General features: G+C 34.6%; 27 protein-coding genes. 11 read left to right on the top strand and 16 right to left on the bottom strand.

Features of this window, described 5'->3' with window-relative positions; all coding sequences use genetic code 11:
• Nucleotides 1–18: 18 nt before the first annotated feature.
• The gene (locus CLV73_RS00795) at nt 19–771 is read right to left on the bottom strand and encodes an SDR family oxidoreductase (protein WP_100375005.1); all 753 of its coding nucleotides are present in this window, start codon (nt 769–771) and stop codon (nt 19–21) included.
• Between the two features lie 140 nt (nt 772–911).
• Here CLV73_RS00795 and CLV73_RS00790 point away from each other — a divergent pair, with 140 nt between their 5' ends.
• The 7 genes from CLV73_RS00790 (at nt 912) to CLV73_RS00760 (ending at nt 5597) form a co-directional block, all read left to right on the top strand.
• Nucleotides 912–1943: a serine hydrolase domain-containing protein gene (locus CLV73_RS00790; protein WP_100375004.1), complete on the top strand. Its 1032-nt coding sequence runs from the start codon at nt 912–914 to the stop codon at nt 1941–1943.
• Between the two features lie 193 nt (nt 1944–2136).
• The gene (locus CLV73_RS00785; protein ID WP_100375003.1) at nt 2137–2769 is read left to right on the top strand and encodes an NAD(P)H-dependent oxidoreductase; all 633 of its coding nucleotides are present in this window, start codon (nt 2137–2139) and stop codon (nt 2767–2769) included.
• Nucleotides 2770–2797: 28 nt separating this feature from the next.
• Nucleotides 2798–3232, top strand: coding sequence for a MarR family winged helix-turn-helix transcriptional regulator (locus tag CLV73_RS00780; protein ID WP_100375002.1), 435 nt, complete (start codon nt 2798–2800; stop codon nt 3230–3232).
• Complete coding sequence (locus CLV73_RS00775; RefSeq protein ID WP_100375001.1) at nt 3233–3655, top strand: organic hydroperoxide resistance protein; 423 nt, start codon at nt 3233–3235, stop codon at nt 3653–3655.
• A gap of 128 nt (nt 3656–3783) precedes the next feature.
• Complete coding sequence (locus CLV73_RS00770) at nt 3784–4035, top strand: hypothetical protein (protein WP_100375000.1); 252 nt, start codon at nt 3784–3786, stop codon at nt 4033–4035.
• A 19-nt stretch (nt 4036–4054) separates the two neighbouring features.
• The gene (locus tag CLV73_RS00765) at nt 4055–4810 is read left to right on the top strand and encodes a hypothetical protein (protein WP_100374999.1); all 756 of its coding nucleotides are present in this window, start codon (nt 4055–4057) and stop codon (nt 4808–4810) included.
• Between the two features lie 139 nt (nt 4811–4949).
• Nucleotides 4950–5597 (top strand): hypothetical protein, encoded by a 648-nt coding sequence (locus CLV73_RS00760; protein WP_100374998.1) that lies wholly within the window; start codon nt 4950–4952, stop codon nt 5595–5597.
• Between the two features lie 2 nt (nt 5598–5599).
• Here CLV73_RS00760 and def read toward each other — a convergent pair whose 3' ends face one another.
• The 9 genes from def to CLV73_RS00715 form a co-directional block, all read right to left on the bottom strand.
• Nucleotides 5600–6229, bottom strand: coding sequence for a peptide deformylase (gene def, locus CLV73_RS00755; protein WP_100374997.1), 630 nt, complete (start codon nt 6227–6229; stop codon nt 5600–5602).
• Between the two features lie 173 nt (nt 6230–6402).
• Nucleotides 6403–7275 carry a ChaN family lipoprotein gene (locus CLV73_RS00750; protein WP_100374996.1) on the bottom strand — a complete coding sequence of 291 codons (873 nt, stop codon included), beginning with the start codon at nt 7273–7275 and terminating at the stop codon, nt 6403–6405.
• A gap of 325 nt (nt 7276–7600) precedes the next feature.
• Complete coding sequence (locus CLV73_RS00745) at nt 7601–8629, bottom strand: hemin-degrading factor (RefSeq protein WP_100374995.1); 1029 nt, start codon at nt 8627–8629, stop codon at nt 7601–7603.
• Between the two features lie 4 nt (nt 8630–8633).
• Nucleotides 8634–9284, bottom strand: a complete 651-nt coding sequence (locus CLV73_RS00740) for a class I SAM-dependent methyltransferase (RefSeq protein ID WP_100374994.1) — start codon at nt 9282–9284, stop codon at nt 8634–8636.
• 1 nt (nt 9285) lies between these two features.
• Nucleotides 9286–10056 carry a heme ABC transporter ATP-binding protein gene (locus CLV73_RS00735; RefSeq protein ID WP_100374993.1) on the bottom strand — a complete coding sequence of 257 codons (771 nt, stop codon included), beginning with the start codon at nt 10054–10056 and terminating at the stop codon, nt 9286–9288.
• Complete coding sequence (locus tag CLV73_RS00730; protein ID WP_100374992.1) at nt 10056–11096, bottom strand: FecCD family ABC transporter permease; 1041 nt, start codon at nt 11094–11096, stop codon at nt 10056–10058. Before CLV73_RS00730 ends, CLV73_RS00735 begins: the two co-directional genes overlap by 1 nt.
• On the bottom strand, nt 11080–11958 hold the full coding sequence (locus CLV73_RS00725) for a heme/hemin ABC transporter substrate-binding protein (protein ID WP_100374991.1): 879 nt from the start codon (nt 11956–11958) through the stop codon (nt 11080–11082). Before CLV73_RS00725 ends, CLV73_RS00730 begins: the two co-directional genes overlap by 17 nt.
• A 23-nt stretch (nt 11959–11981) precedes the next feature.
• The gene (locus CLV73_RS00720; RefSeq protein WP_228424137.1) at nt 11982–13082 is read right to left on the bottom strand and encodes an HmuY family protein; all 1101 of its coding nucleotides are present in this window, start codon (nt 13080–13082) and stop codon (nt 11982–11984) included.
• A 10-nt stretch (nt 13083–13092) separates the two neighbouring features.
• Complete coding sequence (locus CLV73_RS00715; protein ID WP_100374990.1) at nt 13093–15228, bottom strand: TonB-dependent receptor plug domain-containing protein; 2136 nt, start codon at nt 15226–15228, stop codon at nt 13093–13095.
• A 96-nt stretch (nt 15229–15324) separates the two neighbouring features.
• On the opposite strand from CLV73_RS00715, the gene CLV73_RS00710 reads away from it, so the two are divergent.
• Nucleotides 15325–16596 carry a T9SS-dependent choice-of-anchor J family protein gene (locus CLV73_RS00710; protein WP_100374989.1) on the top strand — a complete coding sequence of 424 codons (1272 nt, stop codon included), beginning with the start codon at nt 15325–15327 and terminating at the stop codon, nt 16594–16596.
• A 113-nt stretch (nt 16597–16709) separates the two neighbouring features.
• Here CLV73_RS00710 and CLV73_RS00705 read toward each other — a convergent pair whose 3' ends face one another.
• The 6 genes from CLV73_RS00705 to CLV73_RS00680 all read right to left on the bottom strand — a co-directional run bounded on the left by CLV73_RS00705 (nt 16710) and on the right by CLV73_RS00680 (nt 21418).
• On the bottom strand, nt 16710–17000 hold the full coding sequence (locus CLV73_RS00705; protein WP_100374988.1) for a putative quinol monooxygenase: 291 nt from the start codon (nt 16998–17000) through the stop codon (nt 16710–16712).
• 90 nt (nt 17001–17090) lie between these two features.
• Entirely contained in the window at nt 17091–17975 is an 885-nt protein-coding gene (locus CLV73_RS00700) for a sulfite exporter TauE/SafE family protein (RefSeq protein WP_100374987.1), read from the bottom strand.
• A 22-nt stretch (nt 17976–17997) separates the two neighbouring features.
• Nucleotides 17998–19239, bottom strand: a complete 1242-nt coding sequence (locus tag CLV73_RS00695; protein WP_100374986.1) for a sulfate adenylyltransferase subunit 1 — start codon at nt 19237–19239, stop codon at nt 17998–18000.
• 60 nt (nt 19240–19299) lie between these two features.
• On the bottom strand, nt 19300–20208 hold the full coding sequence (gene cysD, locus CLV73_RS00690) for a sulfate adenylyltransferase subunit CysD (protein WP_100374985.1): 909 nt from the start codon (nt 20206–20208) through the stop codon (nt 19300–19302).
• A gap of 21 nt (nt 20209–20229) precedes the next feature.
• On the bottom strand, nt 20230–20922 hold the full coding sequence (locus tag CLV73_RS00685) for a phosphoadenylyl-sulfate reductase (protein WP_100374984.1): 693 nt from the start codon (nt 20920–20922) through the stop codon (nt 20230–20232).
• Between the two features lie 88 nt (nt 20923–21010).
• Nucleotides 21011–21418, bottom strand: a complete 408-nt coding sequence (locus tag CLV73_RS00680) for an RrF2 family transcriptional regulator (protein ID WP_100374983.1) — start codon at nt 21416–21418, stop codon at nt 21011–21013.
• 125 nt (nt 21419–21543) lie between these two features.
• Between CLV73_RS00680 and CLV73_RS00675 the strand changes: the two genes are divergently transcribed.
• The 3 genes from CLV73_RS00675 to CLV73_RS00665 all read left to right on the top strand — a co-directional run bounded on the left by CLV73_RS00675 (nt 21544) and on the right by CLV73_RS00665 (nt 23414).
• Nucleotides 21544–21972 (top strand): DUF4268 domain-containing protein, encoded by a 429-nt coding sequence (locus CLV73_RS00675; RefSeq protein WP_100374982.1) that lies wholly within the window; start codon nt 21544–21546, stop codon nt 21970–21972.
• A gap of 207 nt (nt 21973–22179) precedes the next feature.
• Complete coding sequence (locus CLV73_RS00670; protein ID WP_228424135.1) at nt 22180–22452, top strand: hypothetical protein; 273 nt, start codon at nt 22180–22182, stop codon at nt 22450–22452.
• 146 nt (nt 22453–22598) lie between these two features.
• Nucleotides 22599–23414, top strand: a complete 816-nt coding sequence (locus CLV73_RS00665) for a DUF2314 domain-containing protein (protein ID WP_100374980.1) — start codon at nt 22599–22601, stop codon at nt 23412–23414.
• Nucleotides 23415–23432: the final 18 nt, after the last annotated feature.

Raw genomic sequence — 23432 nt, 5'->3', positions numbered from 1 at the left:
ATAGGAGATTTTTTATTATTATCTTATCACAGAAATCCCCGCATCCACTTTCAGTTCCGCGCCATGAATATATGAAGCCTCTTCCGATGCCAGGAAAAGTACCGCATTTGCAATTTCTGATGCTTCTCCTTGTCTTTTAAAAGGTATAGTAGGAATAATATTTTTGACCGCCTCTTCAATTTGTTCTGAATTTAGACCGGTATTGTTAAAAATATTCGTTTTGATGTGACCTGCGCTTATTCCATTTACCCGGATTCCTCTTTCTGTCAATTCCGTTGCAAATGTTTTGATAAAAGACTGTACCGCTGATTTTGCCGCAGAATAAACTGAAAAATTGGGCATCGCAATTTCAGTAGCAACGGAGGTATTGAAAATCACAGAACTTCCTTTTTTCATCAACGGTAACATCTGCTGAACCGTGAAAAAAGAACCTTTTACCAACATATTGAACAATTCATCAAAATGATTTTCGTCCACATTTTCGATCGGTGAAAATCTTCCGTAACCTGCATTGGCAAACACCAAATCAATATTCTCCGTGTATTTTTTGACTTCATTTCGGAGATTCATTAAGTCACTTATATTTCCGACATCGGAAACAATTCCGAAAGCATTTTTCCCTAATTCTTTTAATGCCTTGTTAACGGTTTCCTCGCTCCTTCCTGTAATAATCGCCGTTCCGCCTTCCCTGATCAATTGTTGTGCCGTTGCGAATCCCATCCCGTTTGTTCCGCCTGTGATTAAGGCAGATTTGTTTGTAAATCTTTGCATTGTTTATCGTTTAAAATACTAATGCAAAGTTTCAAAAACAGCGGTTCTCAAAAAATCCGATTCTTGCGGAATTCAGATTATTTTATATCATCTAATTTGATTTTTAATTTTATTTTTGAGGTTCAAAATAACACTACCCCATGTCACAAAAGTTCAGATTATTTCCACTATTAGTAATTTTTCTGTTTTCATTTTCGTCTGCTCAGACTAAATATATCCGTAAAATTGACAGCTTAATAACAACCAAAACTCCCAGAACATTCAACGGTGTCATTCTGATCACAAAAAACGGGAAGACGCAATATTCAAAAGCTTATGGTTTTCAAAATGTAAATACCAAAATTCCTTTACAACCTGATGATCAGTTTGAAATTATGTCAAACACCAAACAAATCACAGCCGTTTTATTATTAAAACAAGTCGAACAGAGAAAAATTGATTTACAATCGCCAATCAAAAAGTATTTGCCAAACCTCACCCAAACATGGGCAGATTTCGTGACAGTTCATCAATTATTAAATCATACCCATGGAATTTCAGATCTTGAAAAACCTTTGTTATTCAAACCTGGATCCGATTTTAAATATGGCAACCTGTCTAATATTCTCCTGGGGAAAATTATTGAAAACGTTTCTCATAAAACTTATACGGAATTAGCCAATAAACTGTTCCGGCAATTAGGAATGAAAAATACTTTCTGCTATTCTAAAGAAAACCGGAGAAATCTTGTTTCCGGACATATGGTAGAAAATAATATTTTCACTCCGGTTCAGGAGTCTTTTATCAACAATGAAAATCTGCCTGCAGACGGGGTAATAACAACTGCAAAAGATCTATCCATCTGGAACGGCAACCTTCATAAAGGAAAAATTTTAAGCTCTAAAATGTATCAGGTGATGACTACTCCCTCCGCAATGTCGCAACATGATGTTTTCGGAAAAGAAAAAATGGGATATGGCTATAATATCAGAATTGTAAAGGATCAGAATATTCAGTATTTCGGTCATACGGGATTGGGAGACGGCTTTGCTTCTCTTAATATTTATATTCCTGAAAGTGATGTCAGTATTATTATTCTGGAAAATCAGATGAATGAAGACAGCAGTTTATACTATTATTTCGAAACTGAAATTAAAAATATCATTCTTAAAAGTGATCTAATTAAAAAATAGACGTCAATCTGCATCTATCTGATACAGTTTTTTTTTATTTACCAAATTAAAAATCAGTAACTTAAATTTCCATTAATAATAATTATAGATTTTTTCAAATGTTAAATTTTAATAAATTAAATTGTGTACAATTTAATTGGCTATATATTTGCATAATAATATCAGTAAACAATAATTTTTAAAATAAAACAAGATGTCATTAATACAAGATTTAGAATGGAGACATGCCGTAAAAGCATATGATCCGACTAAAAAAGTTTCAGAAAAAGATTTAAATACTATTTTAGAGGCAGCAAGATTAGCTCCTACTTCATCAGGTTTACAGCCGTTCCGTGTTATCGTAGTGGAAAACCAGGAATTAAAAGAAAAAATGGTTCAGGGTGCTTTGAATCCTGAAGTAATGAGAGACTCTTCCCATGTTTTGGTATTTGCAGCCTGGGACAGTTATTCTGACGAAAAAATCGACAAAGTTTATGATTATCACACCGATGTAAGAGAATTGCCAAGAGGACGTTTTGGCAGTTATACGGATAAAATTAAAGAAATTTATGGGGCGCAGACTCCTGAAGAACACTTTGCCCACACAGCAAGACAGACTTATATTGCATTAGGGTTTGCTTTAGCTCAGGCAGCAGAACTGAAAATCGACAGTACGCCTGCAGAAGGTTTCAGTAATGAGATCGTTGATGAAATTCTGGGGCTAAAAGAATTAGGGCTAAAAAGTGTAAGTTTGCTTTATCTTGGTTACAGAGACGAAGAAAAAGACTGGCTGGCTTCTATGAAGAAAGTTCGTGTTCCGATGCAGGAATTCATCATTAAAAAATAACAACCATCAATTTTCATTTTTCTATCGTATGAAAAATTCAGAATCTTTACAATTAAAAAATCAAATTTGCTTCCCACTTTATGTAATTGCAAAGGAGATTACAGGACTTTACCGTCCGTTTCTTGACGAGCTCGACATTACCTATCCGCAATATCTTGTCATGATGGTGTTGTGGGAAAATGATGGTCTTGCCGTGAACAGCATTGGAGAAAAACTGTATTTAGACAGCGGTACATTGACTCCTCTTTTAAAAAGATTGGAAGCCAAAGGATTTATCCAGCGAAAAAGGAAAAAAGAAGATGAAAGAGTGGTTGAAGTATTCATCACAGAATCAGGGAAGGCTCTTCAGCAAAAGGCATGTGAGATTCCCGAAAAGATTCACAGCAAAATAGATGTCACGAAAGAAGACTGGATAGCGCTGAAAGAAAGTGTCCAAAAAATATTAAACAAAATAGAAAAATAAATGAAAACCTTATATACAACAAAAGTTACCGCAAAAGGAGGCAGAAACGGTCAGGTAAAAAGTGAAAACGGAATTCTTGATTTAGAAGTAAGAATGCCAAAAGCTTTAGGTGGTGCAAACGATGATTTTACCAATCCTGAAATGCTTTTTGCAGCAGGATATTCAGCGTGTTTCGACAGTGCTTTGAACAGAGTCATTAGCTTATCAAAAACAAGAACCGGAGAAACAACCGTTACAGCATTAGTAAGCATCGGACAATTAGAAAACGGAGGTTTCGGATTAGCCGTTGAACTGGATGTGAATATTCCCGGAGTTTCGATTGAAGAAGCACAGGCTTTAACGGAAAAAGCCCACGAAATATGCCCTTATTCGAATGCCACAAGAAATAATATTGAAGTGAAGTTATCGGTAACAAACAATTAAGAATAATTTTCTTTAAGTATAATCTAAAATCTGTTTCTTTTGAAGCGGATTTTTTTGTTTTTTAAGAGCTCTTCTGAGGAAAATAATTAATTTTATAGAATCATCAGACAACATTAAAACATCAGATAATGAAAGAAGAAAAATTTGCAAAATACAGTGATCAGGAGTTATTAGACAAAAGGAAAAATTTAAAAACACAACTTATTATCAATGCCGTCCTTATTGGATTTCTAATAGGAATTTCAATATATGGAGCTGTAAAAAATGGCTTTACTTTTTTCACTCTTTTTCCATTAGTCTTTGTATTCTTTTTAATCAAAAATAAAACGGACAGCAGAGAGCTCGAAAATGAAATTAAATCCAGGAATTTAAAGTTTTAATTGAGATTTCAATAGAGTAATGGCTAAATGGTTAACATTTCTATTAGTAATTATAAATTCCTTTTCAAAAGCACAGGATTATGTCTCCAATCCTTATGAATTTAATTGTGAAGATTTCGATATGACTATTGTAGGAAATCTTAGAATGAATGTTCAATTGGTTAACAATATTTTATTTAATCATATAAAAAAAGACAGCATTATCATTCCCAAAATAAATTCACCCGATCAAAATACGCTTTGGAAAGAATTTAATTTACAATTTAAAGGTCAAATTACAGAACATTGTATTAATTCAAAAGTATTACAGGATGATAAAGTAATTTCAGTTCCATTTTGTGACGAAAGAACAAAGATTACGATTGTTGCTAAAATCGAAAACTATTTTATTTTTAATGTAAAGACTTTCGAAATTGATAATTATATTCTTTTTAATACAAAAAATAAGATCGCATATTTTTCAAGTTCCTTTCCTACAATTTTAGATAATGGTAAAATAATAATTGACAAAAAAATGCATACTATGTATCATCATGGTGTAAAAATCTATGAAATGGAAAATGATATTCCGAAAACCTTTAGTGTTTCTTTTCCACGTCAATACAATTTGCAAAAAAGTTATATTGCTAAAGATTGGAATAATAAAGTCAAAGTTTTATTTGACCTCATTCGATACGATCTTAAAGAAATACCTTCATCAGAAAGCTCATTAAATACAAAATATGTTTATGACAAAGATAAATACTGTCGAAAATTAATTGTGATATCAAAGTGAAAACAATCCTGATTATTACCATTATAATCTATTGTTCACTATAATTTCTCAGTTAATTTATAGCGTTTAAATCAGGAGATATTAATGCTTCAACACCGAAATAATTTAATATTTTTGGATTTCAAACAACACCAATATCATGAAACAAATCTTCAGTCTAATTTTAGTTGTAAGTACAATTTTTTCTTATGCCCAAAAGTATGCTTTTGCCACAGAGTTTACCGATGGAAAGATAACACTCAAGGATCAGTCCGAACTCAGCGGGCAGATCAAATGGTACCCGAGTCAGAATGATAAATTAAGTTTCAGAACAGCCGAAAAAGAAAAACCTGTAAAGTATACACCTTATGATATTGTAAGCTTTTCTTCGGAAAACATGAAATTTGTCCCTTTATACAATTTCTCTGCCTATGCCGAAAATTATGCTTTAGTTGGAAGTCCGACAAAAATTACGGAAACCTTTGGAGAAGTCATTTCTGAAGGAAAATTCAATATTTATTTTACTTCTATAAGAGGTTATAATGCGATCGCAAGAGTCGCAGAAGATTATCCGAATTTTGTTTTTCAGGATTCCAGTGATCCTGATAAAAAGTTATATGCTTACCCTTATATGATAAGAATGAAAGAAAAGAAATATGAAAAGGCAAAAGAAAATCTCTATATTCTGTTCAAAGATTACCCTGAAGTTATTGAAAAGATAAAAGCTTTTAAAAAAGAAGATGACTTCCTAGAAATTATTAAAATGGTTGAAGATATTAATAATAAACAGAAGAATAATCTAAACTAAATCTATCTTGTCACAGAATCACTTTTCTTGAAGGCATCCACTTTTTTATAAGAATCGTTTTTCTCTTTTTCTTTTTTATCTGAAATTAAAATTCCGAAAAGATGGTCGATTTCGTGCTGGAAAATTACCGCAGTAAAGCCTTCTACAATTTCTGAATATTTTTGACCTTTTAAATCAACATATTCCAATTGGATCACTTTGCTTCTGTAAAACTGGTCTCTGAAATCAGGAATGGACAAGTCGCCTTCCGGACCAAGATTCTGCAGTTCCGATCTCCAAACAATCATAGGATTGATGAAATATTCCAGAGGTTCGCCTTGTTTATCAAAACGCTGAACCCAGATAATTTTTCTATTTATTCCCACCTGTGGTGCTGCAATTCCTACTCCTCCATCCGTTGAAAGTAAAGATTCTTTCATTCTTTTGACTAAAATTGCCGTGTTTTTATCCAACGGATCAATTTCTGTGGAAAGACTTAACAAAGTTTTATGCTGATGCTCATCCGTCGTCTGATAAATCGGTAATGCTGAATTGATATCTCCCTGATTAATAATTGAGATCTCAGTAGAAGTTAGTTTCTGAGCATGGATTAAACCCATGAAAAGTATAAGGAGAAAAGGTAGTTTTTTCATTTTTTAAAGGATGTTTTACAAATATAATTAATCCGCAGCTACGTTTTGGTTAAAACCATTTGATTTTTTGGCATATAAAAACGGGCTAAAGCCCGCTCCTATTGATAATTTTACAATTAATGATTTCTCTACTTTTCAAACCTGGTTCTTTTTACTTGTTACTTGGCTCTTTCTCAATACGTTTTCGTCATATCACTCGGAATAACCAGATTGAAATCTGTTGGGATATAATCTTTTTCAGGAACTTTCAACTCCTGATTTTCGGATTCAAAAACTGATATTACCGCTATTTTCAGATTAGGATTTTTCTGTTTGATGTACCAGTAAATCCCTCCAAATTCTTTACTGTGGTAATTTCCATTGTAATGGATAAAAGTTTTTCCCGCCTGACTATTTTTCAGAATAGATTCCGCCATTGTAGCGTCTTTTATGGCCTGAGCAGAAATAAAATTCATCACTTTTGTTCCGTCGGCATGATCTCCCATCATCGATTTCATTTCAGGATAACCGGGTGTGTCCAACGTTACTGTTATTGGTAATTGAGCAATGTATGTTTTTTCTTTTTCGGATAAATTATTCAAAGATTCCAGTCCTTCTTTTGACGTTTGAGAGGTATATCTTCTAGGGATATTTGTTGCAATAAAGCTCAGCTTTTTCTCTTTCGCAAAATCAACCAAAGGTTTGTAATCTGTTGTGAAATTATTCCATAAACGTGCGGAATCTTTTAAGGTTTTAGCATCAAACTTCCCGTTTAGATATTTATCTAACTGAGATTGATCATCTCTTTCAAACATTTCTGCTCCCAAAATCAACTGACCGTTTTTCTGAGTATACAAAGCTTCCGTAATTTTCAGTTGAAGCCAATGATTGATCGAATTATTATGATTTTCACCAAAGAAAACCACATCATAATCAGCCAGCTTTTTTACTAATTTTTCAGCCTTGATTTCTTTTCCTTTTTTATCATAAAACTGATAAGGTTTAAAGTTTTGAGCATTCAATGAGCCAAAAGTAATAAGAAATATCGTGATGAAAATATGTTTCATTTTTATAATTTTAATTTAACGCAAAGTACACAATGTTTACTTTTAATTTTAACTTAATATTTTACGTTCGCAAAGGTGTTTCGCTCAGCAATTGAATTGCGGATTGTCATTCTGTATATAAACTGAAGGTTTACGAACGAAGTTCAGAAGTGAAATGAAGAATCTCTATAACTTAAGCTGAGATTTTTCCTTCGTCAGAATGACAAACTGTATGCTAAACAAATTTACAGTTTTTGCGGTTTTAGAATTACAATTTTAGGTTTGTACTTAAGAAAAAAGCCGCCCTGCAAACAACAAAACGGCTTCACAAAAATGATCTAACTATTTATTTTTCAAGGTCTGCCACAAGGTCTTTCCACTCTTGCAATTCGGGAATCCCTGGTTTTCTTTTCCCAAAGAACTGAACGATAAAGTCTCCTTCTTTATTAAATACTTCAATAGCCGTTACTTCTCCATCTTCCGTTGGTTTCTTTACAATCCACGCTTCAGCAATTTTTGTAACGTCAAGGTGTAAATTAAAATCAGGATCCATTACATTGAACCACTGTTGGTGCCAAAGTGTTTTCTTAACCGTTCCCGTATGGATTTGGATGATTCCTCTGTTTCCTACAAATACCATGATTGGCAATTGTTTTTCCGAAGCATCTTCAAGCACATTTACCACTTTTGCATTGTCGATTTTTTTAGTAAATCCTTCTGGCGCCAATCTTAACGCCTGAGTTCTGCTTACTCCGAATTTTCTTGTCATCATGAAGAAATCGTGGGTATCCTTCAACTCTGTCCAGGCTTTTTGAAAACCTTCTATATCAATCTCAGCATCTGTTTTTTCTTCAGCTTTTGGAGCCACCGTTTCAAATTCGAATGTTGAAGTCTGATCTTCTGCTTTAAATTTTGCAACAATAGCATCAAAAGCTCCTTCATTATTGTCTTTTGTCAAATAAATCTTGTGTAAAGCCAATCCGTCTTTACCAAAGAATTGTAGACTTTTTCGGTCTCCTTCCACCACTGCGAAAGCCAATTTCCAATGGTTTAAGAAAATTCTCAAATCGATATCCTCCCCCACAAAAAGTTGTGCGTGCGGGCTACTGAAATCCCCGTTCAGATAAGTTCCTTTTCTTTCGTGAACACACTCTTCATTACGGGTAAGAGCCATCACTTTTCCTAATTGTTCAACTTCAGTCAGGATTTCTTTAAATTCCGGCCTCAAAACCGTTACTCTTTCTCCTACATTGGTTACCAATAATTCAGCTTCGCTTACTCCAAGTTCTGTAGCTGCATTTCTGATTCTTATATGTGGATTTTCAGCTTTTAATGCTTCCCATTTTTCCTTAAGATCATTTACTAATGTGCTCATTATTTTATTTTTTTATGGTTAAAACTGTATAATTTCTTGTTATTGTTTCGTTTCCTGTTTTACTTTTTACCTCTTCTTCTTTTTCAGAGATTTTCATTCTTTTGAAATGGCTTTTAGAAACGGTTTCCTCCATTTCGTCCGTATTGTATAATGTAAAATTGAATTGAGTAAAAGGCAGCTTCTCCATGAAATCTCTTTGTCCGAAAGTCAAAACAAAGGTTCCGTTGTCTTTCAGCACCCTGTAGATTTCATTTAAATATTCAACCGGTTGTTCCCAGAAATACACTGTGTTTACCGTAAATATTTTATCAAAACTTTGGTCTTCAAAAGGTAACTTTTCCCCTTCATACAACACAAAGTCAGCCTGACTCTTATATTCTTCATTCAGTCTCTGAGCCTCATAATGCATGGTTTCAGAAATATCGATTCCTGTGTATTTTACATTCCTGGCTTTGTTTAAAATACTTTTAACGTGGGCTGCATTGCCATGACCGATTTCAAGTATTGTTTCAGCGTCTTCTATTAAAAGTGTTTTAATGCTTTCCAGCGTCATTCCGATGTTGGTAGCATTCATCATCTCACCGATTTCAATCCCTTTTTCTCCTTGGGGATTGGCAAGATGCTGAGCCAATATTTTTAGGTCTTCTTTTTCCATATTATCCAAAAATAATCATGGGGTTATTTGTGATTGGATGGTCGCAAATGGTACAGGGAAAGTTATAGGCTTTGCTGATATTCTCAGCGGTAAAAACCTCTGTTGGTGTTCCGTATGCAGAAACTTTTCCTGATTTCATCAATAAAATTTTATCTGCGAACTGTGCCGCCAGATTCAGATCATGAAGAACTACAATGGCAGAGTTTGCCTTTTTTGTAAAGTTTTTAATGATTTCCAATGCTTTATATTGATGTTTAATATCTAAGTTGTTTAATGGTTCATCCAAAAAAACAAGTTTGTGGGCAATATCGTTCTGTAGCTGTGCCATTACTCTGGAAAGATGTACCCGTTGTTTTTCACCGCCTGATAAAGTATTATACTCCCTGTCTTTTAAGTGAAATACATCGGTTTCGTACATCATATTGTTCATAGCCTCATGGTCTTCCTGTCCTGGTTGTGCATCAAAATACGGGTAACGTCCCATCATGACGACATCTTTTACATCAAGCGGAATATCGTTGCTGTTGTGTTGAGAAAATTTCGCTTTATGTTTAGAAAGTTCTTGCACCTTCCAATTACTGATATTTTTATCTTTAAATAAAATCTGATGTTTTGATTTTACTTCATTCGCCAAAACACTTAGTAAACTGGATTTCCCGGCTCCGTTCGGACCTACAATAGCTAAAAATTCACCGTATTCCAAATGAACATCAACACCATCCAGAATATGGAATTCTTTATGTTTATAGCTTATCTGATGTACCTTTATCATTACAGTGATTTTTTGAATTTAATTAAAATAGTAATGAAAATAGGGCCTCCCATTAAGGCTGTCAAAATTCCGATCGGTAATTCTGAAGGTTCCACAATGCTTCTGCTGAATGTATCTGCTGTCAACAGTAAAATACTTCCGCAAATTGCTGATAAGGGCAAAATGAACGCATAATTTGATTTGAATAAAAGCCTTAAAATATAGGGTACAATAAGACCTACAAAACCAATTGTTCCTGAAAATGCAACACAACTTCCTACCATTAATGCAGTGATAATGATAATCTGTTTTTTTAAGCGTTCAACATTCACTCCTAAATGCTGTGCATCTTTTTCCCCTAACATCATTGCATTCAATGCTTTTCCTTTTGGTAATAAAATAATATAGGAAATGACCAAAACTACTGTCAGAATAATATTCTTTGTCCAGGTTGCGGCAGCCAGACTTCCTAAATTCCAAAATGTTAAATCTCTCAACTGGTCGTCTTTTGAAATATAGATCAAAAAACCTGTAATGGAAAAACCGATCGCCGTAATGGCAACTCCGGTCAACAGCATCATGACCACATTTGTTTTTCCTCCGCTCGTGGAAATTCTGTAAACCAACAACATTGATAAAAAAGAACCGATGAAAGCAGAAATACCTACCAATGAAAATTGTACGGCTTCAGGAAGAAACTGCTTGAAATGCCCTCCTAAAACAATGGCAATGGCGGCAAGTAATGTTGCTCCCGATGTCAGTCCTATTAAATCTCCTGTTGCCAGAGGATTTTTAAATAATCCCTGTAATCCTGTTCCGGAAACGGCAAGCATACTTCCGATGAGAATCGCCATGATAATTCTGGCAGCTCTTACGTCCCAAACTACATATTTATCACTTAATGATAAACCCGGATCTCCTTTGATTACTTTTCCCAACACTTCAAATGCAGATTTATCACCAAAGTCGTAAACCCCGGTATTAAGTGACCATACCGCTATAATAATAAGCAGTATGGCACTTATTGTAATGTAAAAGTATAGTTTACTTTGTGTTTTCAATTAAAAGTTTGTTTAATCCTACAGCAGCTTCCCCTAATCTCGGTCCAAAGCTTGAAACCAAGCCACCGTCCATTGCAATAATCTTTTTATTTTTTCCTGCATTGGTCTGAGACACACCCGGCATTTTAAGAGCGCCTTCATTTCCTCCTGCTCCCTGTAATCCGCTTGTAAAGAAGAATAATACATCAGGATTTGCTTTTACCACTGCTTCCGGAGTTAGTGGTTTGAAATCTTCAAAGTCATTCACGGCATTTTCACCACCTGCAAGATCAATCAATGCAGCCATGGGTGTATTTTTACCTGAAACCATCAGCATATTTCCTCTTGCATAGATGAATAAAACTTTCGGCTTTTTAGCGATAGGCTGAACCTGTTTTAAATCAGCATCTATTTTATCATTAAGCTTCTGATAGTCTGTGTTTCCAATAGCTTTTGCAACCTCAGCAATTAATTTTTTAGTTCCGTCAACTGTAAATTCTTGCTTGAACACCTCAGTTTTGATTCCTGAAGACTTAATTTTTCCCATTAATTCAGGGTTGATATCTTTATCAGAAGCTAAAATCAATGTCGGGGAAACCGCCATGATCGGCTCAATCGTCATTGATCTCATGTGACCTAAATCTTTAGCCGTAGCTTTCAAAGATTCCGGATAGGTACTCGTAACGTCTGTTCCTACAATTTCTTTTTCATGACCTAAAGCAGCTACAATTTCTGTAATTCCACCGTTGAGCGTTACAATTTTATTATTTGATTTTGGTGTCTCCGATGAAACTTCTGTCGTATTTTCAGTTGGCTTCTGGGTTTCTTTTTTACAAGAATATACTGCAACAAGAACAGATGCTGCCAAAATGAATTTTTTCATGATATACTATTATTTGATTATTTTTATAAAGGCTTATATTCGAAAGAAGGAAAACCTCTCTCACCTGCAACTCCCTGATCGTCTGTATTTGCTTTGGTAAGTCTGGTAAATCGTAACTTAAAGTAATATCCGTCTGAATCTTTAATTACATAAAAACGATCACCATACACTTCCAGAGCACTAGCTGTTCCTCTCCAGTTAGATCCGATTACTCTATGGTCATTGTAAACAAATTTAGTCGGGTCAATATCTGAAGCTTTAAAATTATTGTAAGCATTAACTCCAGTTTCAGGAGCCGTTACTTTTACTTCATAAGCACCTACTCCACCTACATTATTATTGTTGATAAAATCTGCATAAACATAGCTTCCCGCTCCTGTAATCGTGTTTGTAAATACTGTGAAACACAGATCCCATTTCTTTTTCTGAGGCTGAATAAAAACTTCTTTATTATTTTTGAGGCTTACAAAATTATAATTGTAAGAAGTATTTTTTGTAACGGTAATTTCCTTGTGCGAAGTATCATCAAGTGCCGCATACTTTATTTTATACCCTTCTCCTGATCTCGTAACCTGAATTTTCATCCAGCCTCTTGCATCCCCACTATACGTGACAGATCCTACAGCTACATTCCCCTGATAGATATCTTTACCCATATTGAGAAGGTAAATTCCATTATCCGTATCCAAAGCTTTTACTTCTCCTATTGCTGTATATCCTGAAGGGAAGTTTCCTTTCACATCATCAATATAAATTTCATTGGAAGGATTAAAATTAGCCACCTGAACTTCTGTTTGCAGAGAAGCCACACTTGCCGCAGTAACCGCATCAATATTAGTAGCATTCGGAATTTTAGCTGCAGCCATCTGGATAGAAGAGTTCATTATAACTTTAAATTCATTTCCTGAATAGAAAGCAAGATCCCAGTCCGTTCTTTTAGTCAAGACTCTTTTATTTTCACTAAGGTCAAACCAAACCTGATTAGGTTGTGTTGCCCCACCTACACTCACATTTACTAAAGCCCCATCTATGGGTGAAACTTCAATTGGATCTTCATTATCGCTGATACATGACTGAGAAATCAAAGCTGTCCCCAACAATAATCCCATTAATATTTTTTTCATTTTCAGTATTTTAAAAATTATAATTAAGTCTGGCAAAATAGCTTCTACCATAGAAAAGGTTTTGATCTCCTGCAGCAGCGGTATGTGCATTCCCCTGAATTACAGTATTTCTAATTGTTCCAACATTAAAAATGTTTTTAATACCTGCAGCTACTTCAAAATGATTGTTAAAGAAAGGCTGAGAAATTGTGAAGTTTAACATATTGAAACTTCCTACTTCACCAAGAATATAAACCGGTTCTGCCGCTATATTTCCGTTTTCTTCTAATGTAAACTGTTTACTTGTCCCAGTATATTTATAATATAACGCAAATAAGGTATTGGTTTTAGGAAGTGTATAGTTTACTGCTAAATTAGCTTCAGCATAGAAGTTATAATCATCCGGCGAGGTCACATTACCCGAAATAAGCTCCTGAGAAATCCCCATCACAGAAACCCCGGCATTTAAAGAAAAATTATTTCGTTTTGCTGTAAAACCTCCCCCAAATAATAAAGAGTTATATTTATTGATATTTAAATAGGTGTATTTTAAAGGACTGTTGCTGACAACTACATTCTCTATCCTGTCCTGTACATCAAGATACATTCCTGAAAGACTTACATCAAATTTCCAAGCATTAGCATTGGCCAGTTTGTAATCCCAGAATAAACCTAATGAATACCCTGTTTCAGGTTTTAGATTTTCATTTCCTCTGATATCATGATTAGCATCTACCACATACGTGTACAACTCTTCATAAGTAGGAAATCTATTGGATGAACCAAAAACAGCACGTAAATCTGATTTTTCAGAAGTACTGTACCTTGCTGTTAGGGAATAATTCATTTGAGAATCAAATCTGTCACTTAAAGCAAGACGATACCCCGGTCTTAATGACAGATCATCCGTAACCTTCCATTCTGCCGAAATAAAATTGGCATAACTGAAAATGGCTCTATTAACATTGTTGATTTCCTGAGGATTATAAGCAACCGTAGAACCTGTTGCAAAACCACTTGTTCTGTCTAGCTCGTACCCTAATTGAAAATTGAACTTTTCGCTGTTTAAGAAATTACTAAACATCCCTCTCGAATACAAAACCTTAGAATCGTAATACGTATTTTTAGAGGCTCTTGAAATTTCAGTTCTATTGGGAACATCATATCTATAATCCTGACTTTCTCTTTTTTGTGTCTGATAAGAAAAATCTCCCATGTAGTTGATTCTTCCCAATTTTGTCTGAATATTAAATTGATGAATCCATCTATTCGTAAAATAATCTTTATCGTTGGCAATATAAGTTCTCTCACCACCTCCTAAAGGAAAATCCTGTACAACTTGATTACGGTAATTAATATCTTCTTTCAAATAATTAATTTTATAAAACAAAGTTGTATTGTTTTTAGCATATCTTATTGCTGCATTCGTTGTAAGCAGATCTTTCGGAAGCCATTCGTAACCTCTCAAACCGTCATTTGATTCGGTAAAATATTTATACCCGTTATACTTCCCTTTATACCCCTGAAAATCATTATGATTAATATCCGCAGTTACAGTCCAGTTATCATTAATTCTATACCCCAGATTTAAATTTTGAACATGTCTTCCGTTTCCTTTTTTGAACCAATCATAGTCTTTACCTACCGTTTCTTCCTGAAGAGAAAGATTGGCTGTTACCTTTTTAGTATAATTCTTTTTGGTAATAATATTAATTACCCCAGTCACAGCATTATTCCCGTATTCAACCCCCATTGCTCCCTTTACAACCTCAATACGTTCAATATTATTGACATTAATCTTGCTAAGATCTGTCTGATTCCCGCTTCCTCGGTCATTCACAACAGGAATATTATCTATAAGGATTTTGGTATAAGCTCCACCAAGCCCCATAATACTCACACTGGAGTTGCCATCTCCAGAATCAGGTACAATTTGAATATTAAGATTCTGATTTAAAACTTCAGCAGCCGTAGTAACAGCCATATTTTTGATCTGCTCTGCATTAATTACCTCAACTTTATAAATCGATTTATTAATTGATTGCTGAGTATATTGTCCGGTAATGACAACCTCTTCAATTTTTTTCTGATGTAAAGAATCTTTTTCCTGCGCATGTACCCAAACCAATGCGGATAATGATACTATTGAAAGTATTTTCTTCTCCATGAAAGCTAAAAATTTTTGACAAATATAATATTTTATTTAGAATAGTTAAAAATAATTATATACTTTTGTGGAATAATTCTAAATAAAAATAACATCATGAAATTAAAACTACTATTAGGAGCTTTAGCTTTTACTGCTATTAACGTTCATGCTCAAGTAGCAACAATTAATGAAAACTTTGATAACTTTACTAGCGGCAACACTACCTTTCCACAAAATGGATGGTCCGTTCAATTGGCAACCAATCCGCTTCCTTATCCTCCTGCACCCATGATGATTGTGACTGCAGATACCAACAAAGCGGTTCAGTCTTATGCAGGTAATAACGGAACTGCTCCATCTTATCTGATAACGCCTCAAATCGTAGCTCCAACGGGAGATAAAACATTAACTTTTTCCTCAGGATTGGTAAGTACTTCCCCAGGAACTTCAACAATTCAAATTGGACTGGCATCCAATCCTGCTGACATGACAACATTTACTGCAGTTGGAAATCCAATTTCAATTTCTAGTGTAACTGCTCAGAATTATACGGTAAATATTCCTTCGTCTTCATCTTCATATATTGTTTTTAAAATTACTCCTACGGCTGCACATACCGCAACATTGATTGACAATGTAGTATATGATACTCCTGCAGTAGGAACCATCAACGAAAATTTTAATGCATTTACTTCAGGAACTTCTGCAATTCCTCAAATGGGCTGGAATAAAGTAATTGCAACCGTACCATATAATGTATACATCGCAACAAATAACGGAAGTAGTGCTATTCAGTTTTATGCAGCCAATACAGCAGGTACAACTTCATATCTTATCGCTCCCAAAATCGTAGCGCCGGATGGGAGTAAAAAATTACGATATACAACTGGTGTATCTACAAGTGCCAATGGAAATTCTACTCTTGAAGTTGGCTTAGTTTCTAACCCTACAGATATGTCTACTTTCACTTCATTAGGAGCTCCGATCACCATAACAACTTCAAATACAACCCCACAAACATTTACCTTGGACGTTCCTGCTTCTGCTAAACAGTATATTGCATGGAAATTTACAGGAGCAGCAAATCATTCTGCGGTATATGTAGATGATGTTATCTATGATGTAATGTCTGTTTTGGGAACATCCGAAACAAAATCAAACAATAATAGTTCAAATTTTGCTATCAATACAGATAATGAATTACAATTTGTAGGAAAATCAGACGTAAAATCTATCAAAGTTTACTCTGCATCAGGGAATCTTGTCGTTCAAGGAGCTGTTAACAACAACAGATTTAATATTTCTAATTTAGCAACAGGCGTTTATATCTTTGTTTCAGAAGATAATAAAGGAGGTGTTACTCAATCGAAATTTATTAAAAAATAATACTTTCTATTTTTTCTAATAAAAGGCTGCTCACTTTGGTGAACAGCCTTTTAAATTTTGTATCAGTCGGATATTTGAAATCAACTTAAAACTCTTATTTTGGGACTCTGAATTTATAGAATCTTAAATCCTTTATAAACCTGTGTAGAGCTTTCCAACATTTTTGAAGAATCTCTTCGGAAATCCAGCAGGTGGTCCTGTCCGTTGTGACGGTTATGATGTTCTACGCTTTCCCATAATTCAACCAGGAAGAAAGTGCCTTTGTTGTCTTTATCCTCAATAAGATCATATTGAAGGCATCCTTCTTCTTTTCTTGTTTCTTTCACTAAGGTCTGAAACAATTCAACCGCTTCCATCAGATAGTTTTCATTAAACCTGAAAAGCGCAACGATATGTAAGTTCATGCTTTGTTTTTTATTACTGTAAATGTAAAATATTTTCAAAGTCATCCCTCTTTTCGCTTCATTTATTTTTCCACAATGAAACGAATTTTATTAAAAAACAGATTTATAGATCGTTATTGAACTCATAATGATAACCAGCAATCCGATTACTACAAACATACTTTTCACAGGAAGTTTTGCGGTAAGCATGGCAGAAAAAGGAGCCGTTACAATTCCTCCGAGCAAAAGTCCCGCAATGATGCTCCAGTGTTGGATACCCAACGTAAAAAAGAAGGTGACTGCCGCAGTTAATGTTAAAATAAATTTTGCTACCGTAGAGCTTCCTACGGCAAATCTAGGAGTAAAGGAATTTTTGATTAAAGTTCCGGTTACTAAAGGTCCCCATCCTCCTCCAGCAAAAGAATCGATGAAGCCACCAATTAAACCAAGCCGGGTAAGATTGGTTTTTCTTTTCAGCGCTTTGCTTTGTTTTTTCTTGAAAGCATTAGATAAAATCTGGAATCCCAGATATAAAGTATAAAATGCAATGAGGGTTTTGGTAATTTTAGCGTAATATTCACCAAGGTACGTCAGGCAAAGTGCTCCGATAATCGCTCCGATCACAGCCGGAATCGCCAGCTTTTTCACCAGGCTTTTACTTACATTCTTTAATTTGACATGACTTATACTTCCGGCCGCAGTCGTAAAACTTTCCGCTGAATGAATACTTGCACTTACAATATGTGGCGGAATATTCAGAAAGAGTAATGTTGTTGTACATATCACACCATATCCCATTCCCATGGATCCCGCTACAATTTCGGCTAAAAAGCCAATAAGCATCATCCAGTAAAAAATATAATTGTCTTCTGCCAAAACAGTGAGAAGCTCATCCAAATATCCCAGTTCATACATTGAAAGAATCACGATCAACACTATTGCAGCCGTTACAAAAAATACATTAAGCCTGAGCTGAACTTTTCTTGAAATCACCATTTATGTCTGTGTTATCGGATTATTATAAAATCATTACTGCTCCCACTGTAGAATTGCTCGTTTCATCAATCAGAATAGCACTTCCTGTATTATTATTTTCACTAAAGCTATCAAAAACCAGCGGAGAAGAAGTTTTCAGTTTTACTTTAACGACTTCATTCAGCTTAATTCCTGAATAAACAGGTGTATTCTCCAGTGTATTGACATCAATTTTATATTCAACTTCTTTTACGATCGTTTTTAGTACTTTACTTTTATGCTGAATAAAATATTTGTTGCCCTCGTTTAATTCCTTTTTATCAAGCCAGCATACAATAGCTTCTACCTCATTTTCTACTTTCGGAAGCTGCTCCGTTTTCACTAAAAAGTCACCTCTGCTGATATCAATATCATCTTCAATATGCAAAACAACAGGTTGATTGGTAAATACCGCGTCTACTTCCTTCCCTCCAGTTTCAATTTTTGAAATAACCGTTTCGATATTCTGTGGCAGGACGGTTATTTTATCTCCTTTTTTATACGTTCCTGAAATCACTTCTCCGGAATACCCTCTGTAATCATGGAGTTCTTCAGTCTGGGGACGAATTACATATTGCACCTGAAATCTGCTGTTAACGGTATTTTCAGAGTTTTTTACTTCTACCGTTTCAAGAAAATCAAGTAAAGTAGATCCCGTATACCAAGGAGTTTTCTCAGATTTTTCAACAATGTTGTCTCCGTAAAATGCAGAAATCGGGAAATATTGTACGTTTTCCAATCCTAATTTTTGTGCAACCAAATGATACTGAGCTTTTATGTTATTAAAAACATCCTCCGCATAATCTACCAGATCCATTTTATTGATGGCCACGACTACATTTTTAATTTTTAATAGAGAAGCAATGATGGAATGTCTTCTTGTTTGCTCAATAACGCCCTGTCTTGCATCAATTAAAATCACAATCAGCTGAGAATTGGAAGCTCCCGTAATCATATTCCGGGTATACTGAATATGTCCCGGAGCATCTGCAATAATGAATTTTCTCTTTGGTGTAGAGAAATATCTGTAGGCTACATCTATGGTAATTCCCTGTTCCCGTTCCGCTCTTAATCCGTCGGTAAGAATCGCCAGATCTATCCCGTTTTCATTTTTGTTTTTTGACTGCTTTTCCAATGCTTCAAGCTGATCAATCAAAATATTTTTGCTGTCATAGAGAAGTCTCCCGATAAGGGTACTTTTCCCGTCGTCTACACTTCCGGCAGTTATAAATCTTAGTATATCCATAAGTTTAGTTATTAATGATAATTGATGAATGATTGTTGCTCAATTATCACTCATCATTTATTAAAAATATCCTCCTTTCTTTCTGTCTTCCATAGCTGCTTCCGTCACTTTATCATCAATTCTTGTTTCACCGCGTTCGGAAATTTTGGAAGCTATAATTTCATTGATTACACTTTCTAAAGTTTCAGCATCACTTTCAACCGCTGCTGTACAGGTCATATCGCCTACAGTTCTGTAACGTACTTTTTTAGTGATCACTTCATCATTTTCATCAATTTGAATAAAATCTGAGGCGGCAATTAATTGACCATCATATTCGATCACTTCCCTGTCATGGGCAAAATAAATGGAAGGAAGCTGGATATTTTCTTTTCTGATATAATTCCATACATCAAGTTCCGTCCAGTTTGAGATCGGAAAAACCCTTACATTTTCTCCTTTATTGATCCTTCCGTTGTAAATATTCCACAGTTCCGGACGCTGTAATTTCGGATCCCATTGTCCAAACTCATCTCGAACCGAAAAAAAGCGTTCTTTAGCCCTGGCTTTCTCTTCATCTCTTCTTGCTCCGCCAATGCAAGCATCAAACTGAAATTCTTCAATAGTATCTAATAAAGTATGGGTTTGCAGCCAGTTTCTGGAAGCAAATTTCCCTTTAGGTTCGGTTAATTTTTTAGCTTTAATGGTATCTTCTACTTTTCTTACTATCAATTCAGCACCTATATGTTCTGCCAGATAATCTCTGAATTGAAGAGCTTCAGGAAAATTATGTCCCGTATCGATATGTACCAACGGAAACGGAATTTTCATCGGAGCAAAAGCTTTTTTTGCCAAATGCACCAATGTAATGGAATCTTTTCCACCGCTGAAAAGTAAAGCCGGCTTTTCAAACTGTGCCGCTACTTCTCTCATAATATAAATACTTTCAGCCTCCAGCTGTTCCAGATAATCTAATGTATGTGTATTCATTTTTTTCTTTAAAATTTTGAATTAATGGGTATGCAGACCGCATTCCTTATGGGAATTTTCCCACCACCAACGACCGGCACGGGGATTTTCGCCCGGCTCAATGGCTCTTGTACATGGTTGACAACCAACGCTGATGAATCCTTTTTTATGTAAAGACAGTTCCTGAACTTTATTTCTCTCAAGATATTCGAGAACTTCCTGATAGTTCCAATGGATCAAAGGATTGTATTTGTATAACTTTCTTTCATCATCCCACTCAATGATCGGCATATGTTCACGGTTTTCTGATTGTTCGGAACGTAGTCCCGTAATCCAGACGGTTGCGTTTTCCAATGCACGGTTTAGAGGTTTTACTTTTCTTATGAAGCAGCATTCTTTTCTGTTTTCAATCGAATGATAGAAAGCATTTATTCCTTTTTCATTCACGTATTTTTCAACATCGGAACTTTCCGGAAAATAAACTTCCGTTTTTATTTTATACCTTGAATTGTTCTGTGAAAGCAGTTCGTAATGCTCATAGAAAAGTCTTCCTGTATCCAGTGTGAAAACTTTAATAGGCAACTGATTTTTAAATATTATATCGGTAATCACCTGGTCTTCCTGTCCAAGTGAAGTTGAGAAAACAATGCCTTCTGAGAATTTTGCTGAGATAAATTTCAATCCCTCTTCTGCTGAAAGCTGTTTCAGAGTATCTGCATCTTCTTTTGAAATCATATTTTATCATTTGAAATCATGCAAATATCAGATAAAATAATTATCCTACCAAACAAGTAGACTAATTAATCAAAAAAAAGGATTAGAATCAGTCGATCAAATCCATTAAAGTTTTACTTTCCAGAATACGTAAGGAAGCATCCCGCACTTCGATTAAAACGTCATGCAGACCGCAGTGATCTTCATTACAGTCCTCACATTTTTCATAAAAATTAAGACTTACACAAGGCAGCATGGCAATAGGTCCGTTCACCAGCCGTATAATTTTCGCCAGCTTTACATTTTCAGGATTTTCTCTGAAAAAATATCCCCCTCCTTTTCCTTTTTTACTATCAAGGATATCCGCTTTTTTCAATTCCAGCAGAATGTTTTCTAAAAACTTCAGGGGAATTTTCTTATGTTCTGCAATTTCAGAAATAAGTACAGGGCCATCATTCCTTTTTTCTACAAGGTATGAAAGCGCTTTAAAAGCATATTGAGATTTTTTTGACAACATTATAGCAAAAATAAGAAAATTGTTTAATTTTTGCAAAACCCACAAATCATGAATTGTCAAACCGTTAAACAGGTTTAACCATCTTCATTTTTGCGATTTTACCTATTAATCATTAAGTTTGCTTTATGTTCAGTAAACAAGAAGCACAGCAATTAAAAAAAGAGTTTTGGACGGCTTTCGGAAAGTCATTCCCCAGAAAATGGATTTTGTATGACACCAAAATAAAGGATATGTCGTTCAAATTTTATGCAGATAATAAAAAAGCGGAAGTTTCTTTAGATATCGAAATGCGAGACGAAGTTTTCAGGGATGCCTATTATAATAAAATATGGTCGCTGGAAGATATTCTGAAAGATTTTATTGGAGACTTCAATAAGGAAGAATTTTATACCCTGGAAAGCGGAAAAGTCATCAGCAGGATCTGGGTAGAAAAACATGGAGTTTCTATTTTCAATAAAAACACATGGCAGGAAGTTTTTGAGTTTTTTGTTGAGAAAATGGATGGTTTTGAAAGGTTTTATTACGAGTATGAGGACTTTATAAAGGATGTTTAGCCAATGAAAATTTTATCTGCTTTTTTAATTATAAGCTTAATTTCCTGCGATAAATTTTCCAATCAAAATATATAATTTCACGGATAATAATCTAACAATTAAAACTGCCATTAAAAGAGATTACAAAATAATCTAAGAATTAAAAAAGATCAAACTAAATAAAACATGCAAATCAAATATTGCTAGAGATGCCGAATGGATGTTCCCATGCTTAATAAGGAAGAAGGAGAAATTGCTTCAAAATTATTGGCGGAGGGTTTTCAGGAAGCAAAGAAACAAATGAAAGTTCCTTTTTCGGAAAATTTCAGAAAACTGCTTGATTATTATAATAATCTGAGTGGTTTTGAGGAAACAAATCCGAATGCAATCATGCATCATTTTATAGATATGTATGGTCCAGATTGTGAAAACTGTGGTAAACCTTACAGAACAAAAACTGCTACTTTTTGTCCAAAATGTGGCAACCAAAGAAAATTGTAAGAAAATCTTCCACAAAATTCAAACTCTTGTTTAAATATTTTCGTATTTTAGTCAAACCAAAAATATCAGTACTTGTTTATTCATAATGCTCTTCAGCAAAACATTTCTGGTATTTCTTTAACACTAAATCACAAAAATTTTAAATAATGGAAGTAAACACATTCCTTTTTACTGACGGTGCAGATCCCAAAATGTTGGAAGCTTATAAAAAGGCACAGGAAACTTTTAAATATTTCTGGAGAGAACAATATTGGGAAAACCTAAGAATAGTTCCCGCCCTCAATCTTTCTTGCGTGAAAGTTGCTTTTTCTGAAAAGGATCCCGAAACCGGAAAAAATATTGTAGAGCATATGTGGATCAACGAGATTGACTTTGACGGCGATTATGTAAAAGGATACCTAATTAATGAACCGAATAATCTCACAACAATCAAAGCAGGCGACTATTTTGAAATCCCTCTGAATGAAATCAGCGACTGGCTTTTTGCGATTACGCCTAGTGTAAAGAAGAAAGGACTTGCAAAATTATTTTCATCTTCAAAAGATCCAATTCCAAAAGCATATGGAGGATTTACCATTCAGAAAATGCGTGCTGATATGTCGGAAAAAGAAAGAAAAGAGCATGATGAATTCTGGGATCTTGATTTTGGAGATTATAATGATATTGAAGTTGTACATGAACAAAAAGAAAAACCGGAAAACCTTATTGAGCACCCTATGAGCAAAAATATGAAGGAAAAACTGGTGGAATTTTTACACGATTATCCTGATGAGCTCACCAATCTGGATGAAAACGGATTATCTCTCATTCACAGGGAAACTATTGCCGGAAACTTAAGTTCTGTAGAAATCATTTTAAATTCAGGGGGTGATAAAAATTTGAAAACAAGTAAAGGAAAAACAGCCCTGGATTTTGCAAAACAATTAAACTGGGAGCATTTGATTCCTGTTTTAGAAAATTAATCATACAGAGAAACTTTC

It is taken from the genome of Chryseobacterium geocarposphaerae (assembly GCF_002797535.1).
Classification (GTDB): Bacteria; Bacteroidota; Bacteroidia; order Flavobacteriales; family Weeksellaceae; genus Chryseobacterium; species Chryseobacterium geocarposphaerae.
This window is presented reverse-complemented; position numbering and strand designations above follow the sequence as displayed.

Excerpts from the sequence above, each read along its gene's own strand:
- CLV73_RS00795 (WP_100375005.1), bottom strand. The coding sequence starts at position 771 with ATGCAAAGATTTACAAACAAATCTGCCTTAATCACAGGCGGAACAAAC.
- CLV73_RS00790 (WP_100375004.1), top strand. The coding sequence starts at position 912 with ATGTCACAAAAGTTCAGATTATTTCCACTATTAGTAATTTTTCTGTTT.
- CLV73_RS00785 (WP_100375003.1), top strand. The coding sequence starts at position 2,137 with ATGTCATTAATACAAGATTTAGAATGGAGACATGCCGTAAAAGCATAT.
- CLV73_RS00780 (WP_100375002.1), top strand. The coding sequence starts at position 2,798 with ATGAAAAATTCAGAATCTTTACAATTAAAAAATCAAATTTGCTTCCCA.
- CLV73_RS00775 (WP_100375001.1), top strand. The coding sequence starts at position 3,233 with ATGAAAACCTTATATACAACAAAAGTTACCGCAAAAGGAGGCAGAAAC.
- CLV73_RS00770 (WP_100375000.1), top strand. The coding sequence starts at position 3,784 with ATGAAAGAAGAAAAATTTGCAAAATACAGTGATCAGGAGTTATTAGAC.
- CLV73_RS00765 (WP_100374999.1), top strand. The coding sequence starts at position 4,055 with ATGGCTAAATGGTTAACATTTCTATTAGTAATTATAAATTCCTTTTCA.
- CLV73_RS00760 (WP_100374998.1), top strand. The coding sequence starts at position 4,950 with ATGAAACAAATCTTCAGTCTAATTTTAGTTGTAAGTACAATTTTTTCT.
- def (WP_100374997.1), bottom strand. The coding sequence starts at position 6,229 with ATGAAAAAACTACCTTTTCTCCTTATACTTTTCATGGGTTTAATCCAT.
- CLV73_RS00750 (WP_100374996.1), bottom strand. The coding sequence starts at position 7,275 with ATGAAACATATTTTCATCACGATATTTCTTATTACTTTTGGCTCATTG.
- CLV73_RS00745 (WP_100374995.1), bottom strand. The coding sequence starts at position 8,629 with ATGAGCACATTAGTAAATGATCTTAAGGAAAAATGGGAAGCATTAAAA.
- CLV73_RS00740 (WP_100374994.1), bottom strand. The coding sequence starts at position 9,284 with ATGGAAAAAGAAGACCTAAAAATATTGGCTCAGCATCTTGCCAATCCC.
- CLV73_RS00735 (WP_100374993.1), bottom strand. The coding sequence starts at position 10,056 with ATGATAAAGGTACATCAGATAAGCTATAAACATAAAGAATTCCATATT.
- CLV73_RS00725 (WP_100374991.1), bottom strand. The coding sequence starts at position 11,958 with ATGAAAAAATTCATTTTGGCAGCATCTGTTCTTGTTGCAGTATATTCT.
- CLV73_RS00720 (WP_228424137.1), bottom strand. The coding sequence starts at position 13,082 with ATGAAAAAAATATTAATGGGATTATTGTTGGGGACAGCTTTGATTTCT.
- CLV73_RS00715 (WP_100374990.1), bottom strand. The coding sequence starts at position 15,228 with ATGGAGAAGAAAATACTTTCAATAGTATCATTATCCGCATTGGTTTGG.
- CLV73_RS00710 (WP_100374989.1), top strand. The coding sequence starts at position 15,325 with ATGAAATTAAAACTACTATTAGGAGCTTTAGCTTTTACTGCTATTAAC.
- CLV73_RS00705 (WP_100374988.1), bottom strand. The coding sequence starts at position 17,000 with ATGAACTTACATATCGTTGCGCTTTTCAGGTTTAATGAAAACTATCTG.
- CLV73_RS00700 (WP_100374987.1), bottom strand. The coding sequence starts at position 17,975 with ATGGTGATTTCAAGAAAAGTTCAGCTCAGGCTTAATGTATTTTTTGTA.
- CLV73_RS00695 (WP_100374986.1), bottom strand. The coding sequence starts at position 19,239 with ATGGATATACTAAGATTTATAACTGCCGGAAGTGTAGACGACGGGAAA.
- cysD (WP_100374985.1), bottom strand. The coding sequence starts at position 20,208 with ATGAATACACATACATTAGATTATCTGGAACAGCTGGAGGCTGAAAGT.
- CLV73_RS00685 (WP_100374984.1), bottom strand. The coding sequence starts at position 20,922 with ATGATTTCAAAAGAAGATGCAGATACTCTGAAACAGCTTTCAGCAGAA.
- CLV73_RS00680 (WP_100374983.1), bottom strand. The coding sequence starts at position 21,418 with ATGTTGTCAAAAAAATCTCAATATGCTTTTAAAGCGCTTTCATACCTT.
- CLV73_RS00675 (WP_100374982.1), top strand. The coding sequence starts at position 21,544 with ATGTTCAGTAAACAAGAAGCACAGCAATTAAAAAAAGAGTTTTGGACG.
- CLV73_RS00670 (WP_228424135.1), top strand. The coding sequence starts at position 22,180 with ATGCTTAATAAGGAAGAAGGAGAAATTGCTTCAAAATTATTGGCGGAG.
- CLV73_RS00665 (WP_100374980.1), top strand. The coding sequence starts at position 22,599 with ATGGAAGTAAACACATTCCTTTTTACTGACGGTGCAGATCCCAAAATG.